6 protein-coding genes are annotated in these 5,325 nt (G+C 41.9%); 1 reads left to right on the top strand and 5 read right to left on the bottom strand.

All coding sequences use genetic code 11. The features are described from left to right. Positions 1 to 222: 222 nt before the first annotated feature. Positions 223 to 462 (bottom strand): hypothetical protein, encoded by a 240-nt coding sequence (locus LXO72_RS10050; RefSeq protein WP_233332588.1) that lies wholly within the window; start codon positions 460 to 462, stop codon positions 223 to 225. 152 nt (positions 463 to 614) lie between these two features. Here LXO72_RS10050 and LXO72_RS10045 point away from each other — a divergent pair, with 152 nt between their 5' ends. Continuing rightward, entirely contained in the window at positions 615 to 1,172 is a 558-nt protein-coding gene (locus tag LXO72_RS10045; RefSeq protein ID WP_233332587.1) for a hypothetical protein, read from the top strand. A 23-nt stretch (positions 1,173 to 1,195) separates the two neighbouring features. Here LXO72_RS10045 and LXO72_RS10040 read toward each other — a convergent pair whose 3' ends face one another. The 4 genes from LXO72_RS10040 to LXO72_RS10025 form a co-directional block, all read right to left on the bottom strand. Next, positions 1,196 to 1,516 carry a plasmid mobilization protein gene (locus LXO72_RS10040; RefSeq protein WP_233332585.1) on the bottom strand — a complete coding sequence of 107 codons (321 nt, stop codon included), beginning with the start codon at positions 1,514 to 1,516 and terminating at the stop codon, positions 1,196 to 1,198. 80 nt (positions 1,517 to 1,596) lie between these two features. After that, a complete protein-coding gene (locus LXO72_RS10035) occupies positions 1,597 to 2,937 on the bottom strand; it encodes an FtsK/SpoIIIE domain-containing protein (RefSeq protein ID WP_233332584.1) in 1,341 nt (446 codons plus the stop codon). A 2-nt stretch (positions 2,938 to 2,939) separates the two neighbouring features. Further along, complete coding sequence (locus LXO72_RS10030) at positions 2,940 to 4,382, bottom strand: Rep family protein (RefSeq protein ID WP_233332582.1); 1,443 nt, start codon at positions 4,380 to 4,382, stop codon at positions 2,940 to 2,942. A 197-nt stretch (positions 4,383 to 4,579) separates the two neighbouring features. Then, positions 4,580 to 4,978 (bottom strand): hypothetical protein, encoded by a 399-nt coding sequence (locus LXO72_RS10025; protein WP_233332580.1) that lies wholly within the window; start codon positions 4,976 to 4,978, stop codon positions 4,580 to 4,582. Positions 4,979 to 5,325: the final 347 nt, after the last annotated feature.

Genomic DNA, 5,325 nt, shown 5'->3' with positions numbered 1-5,325 from the left:
CGCAACAAAACGGAAAACGTTATCTGTGGGGCTAGCCCCACACCCCAGGAACGTAGGACGTTCCATCCCACCCTCTGGAAGAAAAGGGTTGATTTTTTTCTTCGTCGTGTTTGCTAATCTAGCAGACCTCAAGCCTCAGCAAGGGTAAATACACGAGCGAGCTCGCCCTTGCTTTCGTCTTTTTACGGTCCGCTTTACCGATTGCACCCGACGGAAGAAAAATCAATCCCACCCAGGGAAAATGCCATCTTTTTTAGCATCTCGCCACATTTCCAAATCGAATTTAAAAGATTGCAACATAGCCTTGTGATTTGAGATAGCAGATTTAATCCCAAAGTGTTCATCTTTCGATGCAACTTTCAAGCGTTCTTCATACTTGCTAATGATCTCTTCTTGTTCTTTAACAAGATTTTCATGCAAAGCAATCTTGCGATCAGTTTCGTGCAGTTCGTATTTGTCCATACGTGTATTTTCCTTTCTATTTTTTATACTTTGAGTATATCACCTTCCTATTAGTTTGTCAAATGTTTTCCTCTTCCCAAATATGGTACAGTTGACATTGTGCGTAATTAAATGTTAAAATGGTTACAAAAGTATTTACAAAGGAGATCAAGATGATAAAAAAGACAACACTAACGCAATTCGTACAAGAGCAAATCGAGCGGTTTGGCATAGACGACAACCCAAAAACTATCAATAAAATAAGGATCAAATGTACCCGCGTTTTGAAAGATCTAAATGCGTGGGATAATGCAGAAACACAACTGATCGGACGAAAGCAGACAAAAGTATTCGATCAAGATCAATTATCTAAATTATATAGCGAAATAGAGCCATATTTGATCAAAATAAGCAATATAGATCTAGACGATTATAACGAGTACTTATCTAAATACAGAGAATACATGGATAAGATGTTAGCAGGCAACTACGAAGATGACATAGACGAAGAGCAATACATGGCACCACGAGTAACCAAAGAAGAAATGCGAGATGTCATGGTAGAAGCTCTATTTAACTTGTACTATGAACCGCTAGATATTAAACAGTGGGAAAAAGATAAAGCCTTAACATTCTATACTGATCCAATCGATGCAGATAATATAGAATACTACCAAGCTGTTAAACGTCTAAACAATCCGCTACAATCGTATACAACACCTAAAAAATAAAAGAGATCAAATCGATCTCTTTTTTATTTCCAGAATTGCCACCACCGACGCGATTTAGCCTCAAGCAATAACTGATTATCTCTCTGAGTTGCTAATATGATCGTGTGCAACTGCTCGATCTGTATCTTATAGCCATCTACTTGCGACTGCAGATCTGCTATATGATCATCTTTCGCTTGTATTACACTTGTATTATCTTCCGTAGCACTCGCTTCTTCACTCTCTAACAGAACTCTTCTCGCGTATGCACTAACAGAAACATCCATTTTATCAGCTTTATCTTTTATTTGTTCCTTTTCGCTTTCGCTCATACGAATATTAAGAACAGTCATTTTTTCAGCCATATCAAACCCTCATAATACATTATATAATACAATCATAACACATATAACTACAAAATAATACAAAAAAGGATAACTGCTAGTTATCCTTTTTGTCCAATCTCAAAGGCTCGCTTGATGGTCTTGAGATCATTTAGCTTGTGGAAGTGCAAATCAGTTACAGCGTATAGCAAAGGTTGCTCCAGTCCGTCAGTCAAATAGTAACCTCTAAAGCGTTCTACAGATCCTTTGGTTGCGACCTCTCCAAATGCCATTCGGTATTCTTCACCGCTACCGCCGACTTTACCAAGGACGATTTTTGTCGCTATCTGCCCTCTGATATCTGTCGTTATTCCTTTTTCAGCGAGGGCGCTCTGGTTACCCAAAATCAAAAAACAGCTAACAGAGCGACCTTTCATCACAATTTGCGTCAGCAAGCCCAGAAATTCTTTCTTTTGCTTGCTGTCCATAGATGCCATTAAGGCGCTCACCTCGTCAATCATCACGATCACGGGAGGCAAGCCCAGATCATAAGCCCGAAGTCCCATCTGCTGACGCTTCTTAACCCCATTAGATACAACTATCTGACGATCTCTGACGATATCACAGACGCGGTTCAACATAGCTATTACCTCGTCAGCCTCGACGGCTAGACGATCCAAAGGATAGAAGTCAGACAAAGCGCTAAACTCTCGTTTAGGGTCTGCTATATAGATCTGTGATCCAGCCCACATCAGCGCTTGCATTAAAACTGATATCAAACTAGTAGACTTTCCAGATCCAGACTTTCCGTAGAAAATCAGATGCGGACTGTCCGCTAGATTGATAGTCAGATCTTTCTGCAACCTTAAGACGTGGGTCGGTTGTTTCATTTCTTCCAACGTCGCTGGTCGCCACGTCCGATCTGATCCGACGTCTTCCAAAGTCAGCACAAACTCGTTTCCGTTTGTCGTGATCCTCGACGACGTTACCGCATATTCTGCCAAACGACCTCGAAACGATCCCGAAACGTCTTCAGCAAGTCGATCCAAGTCATACATGCCCGCTAGTTTTTCGATCTTAACAGTTAAGTGTGACGGCGTTCTATCGACCACCGTCACACTCGGCACGGTCACGTGTGGGCTGTCTTGCTGTCTGTTTAAGGTCATTGTTGCTAGTAGGTTGCGTGTGATATCTTTTGCGCTCCGTTGCTGGACGCGGTAACGTCTAATTGATCCAGCCGATCTAATACCTTGATAGATGCTATACGATCCTAGACCTATCATAATGACGACCAGCGACCAGATCAAGTATACAGCGACCCGCAACCAAATGACAGCTACAAAACTATTTATCAGCGTTATCAGCCCAGCAATTACCAGGGCAACGACTAACCAAGGCAGAAACAGCGTATAAATCGGTCTCTTGTAGACTTGCTGAGCGTTTCTCTTATAGATTGTAGCCATATCTATTCGCTCCGCTGTCCCATTTTGGCAAGCAATTCTACAGCTTTATTTACTGTTTCATCATCTGCAGATGCAGACACTCTATCCAGATCTTTTTGCGTTGGAGTATCCAATCCAAGCGCGATCATGATCGCTTTAATAGCTTTCTTTTGAAATTTGCGATCCCAAAAACCGCTATCTTCTGCATCCGTGCGAGGTGGACAGTCTAGCGTCATGATCGGCTGTAGTTCATGTGTCATTTTCTTGCGATCCGTTAAAACGTAACTACTGATCACTACCTGTTCATGACTAATATCAACCACGAGCGACACGCGTCGGCGTGGCTGATAAAGGACATTAGGCTTATCTGATGCACTAGCTGATCTAAGTTCCGAATACGAAAGTCTTGATGTCCAATCGTTGACCTCAGTTGATTTAGTAATGATCCCTAATTCCGCAAACCAAGCCTTATCTACAAAACGGCTTGAATATTTACTTACACGGCTAGGATCAAAGAGGTTTAAAAATTCGGTGTAAGAAAATGTGTTAGGTTTTAAGTCGTCAAACACAGTCACAGCCTCGTTTTCATAGCTTCCCAAAAAGTCATATCTCGCCCCTTTGGTATCGTTCGGTGCATTATGAATAGCTGTAGATCTCAAGCCTTTGCGCTCATTGTACGCTTTCGCTAACTCGTGCGCAAAGCTAGTCTTACCGATTGAAGACTTACCTTGAATATAGATAAGCTGGAACTTCCGACCGTGTTCAAGCCAATCGTAATATTTTTGTTGATAGTATTCAGTCACAGCCTCGCGGAAATAGCGCTTGTTCTTGACCCATGCCATCGTGGCTGTCGTGCCATCATAGAGCTGTTTCAACTCACTTTTAACGTCATCTAGGGTCATTAGACCCTCTGAAAGATCGTCGATAATACGTGCTACGTCGTCATCAGTATTTACCTTGTTAGAACCCTCTCGCCCAGCGATTTTAACTCTATACCAATCTTCCAGATCGTCACCTTTCAAAGTCTGACGGTGATCATTTTCATCAAGCACTAAAACATTGAGTTCTGATACATTGTAGCGCCGTTTCTTCGCTTTGATTGCTTCTGGTGTTGTGTGTGTTAGATACAAGAGCGCCGATGTTTCGGAGCGGGCGCGCTCGAAGTTTCTCGGCTCGCATCCGAACTTATCGATCGTCGCATCATAAGATACAGCATTAGCAAAACGGGCTACAAAATGGACGTGTAGAGCTTTTTTCTCGCCGTCTGTATCTATATCCTTATCATGGAAAATATAAGTCAGCTCGGTAGGATAAGGATCTACAATGCCCTCTAACTGCGTTTTGATGTGTTCTCGCCAATCTTCCTCGCTGATGTCCCATGTGACATTACCATCGACATCGTGGGTTTCAAATTTATAGTTTCGCATCCCAAAGAATAAGCGGGATCGTCTATCTTTTTTAGCCATTTTCATTCCTTTTTTGATTTTTCCGTGGCACAGAAAAGCTCTCTGTGTCAGCACAATACGTGCGTTCTGACGGAGGAGGAACGCACGCGTATCAACAGTTTAAGTAGTGTTTCAATAATAAAAATCATTGACACAACACACTTAAAAAACCGTGAGAGTTATCCAAAAATTGAGGATGCATAGCATCCCCTTTTTCGTCAAATCTGCCCTAATTTTGTATCTTTCTCTAAAAAGTACATATTAGAGTTTTTGATGTCATACCCCAAACCGCTGATAGAGTATAGACTAAGCGGTTTTAGCTCATGCTTTTGCGGTAAAACGACTTGAATGATCTTACCCGTTCCGAGTTCGTTTAAATTGTGCGTCCAGCCGTCACTTGTCTCACTTCGTTTATCTTGCGTGCGTCCGTTGATCGTTTCCTTGATCTTGTTCCCGTCCGCGTCTAACACTTTAGGATAGTGAGCTTTAGGCTCAACCCCTAAAAATACGCCCACTAGACCCTCGAAAGGGGTCATATTTGATGTTTGGCTTTGCTGTTTAGCTTTGCGAAGCAACGCAGTAGCTTTCTGCTCTGCTGTGAATGTTTGTTCTGACATATAAAAAATGTCCTTTCTTTTAATGATTTTGCTTACTATTCCGCAAAGTCACTAAAAGAAAAGACACCTAATGTATTTAACCCTTATGCATACCTATTGCCCTTTTTTAGACAATCTGGTATAATGGTCTTGTTCGTATATTAGGGGTCTTACGAGTGACTTGGCGGTTTCTAGTAAGACTTTTTTTATATCCGTAGGTTGTTCGACGACCTCGGATATTTTTTATTATATCACGTTTCCCTAAGTCTCGCAACAAAACGGAAAACGTTATCTGTGGGGCTAGCCCCACACCCCAGGAACGTAGGACGTTCCATCCCACCCTCTGGAAGAAAAGGGTTGATTTTTTT

Origin of the sequence: Streptococcus sp. XMC (genome assembly GCF_021341835.1) — a bacterium.
Lineage (GTDB): Bacteria > Bacillota > Bacilli > Lactobacillales > Streptococcaceae > Streptococcus.
Note: the sequence above shows the minus strand (reverse complement) of the source record. Positions and strands in the feature narration are given on the sequence as shown.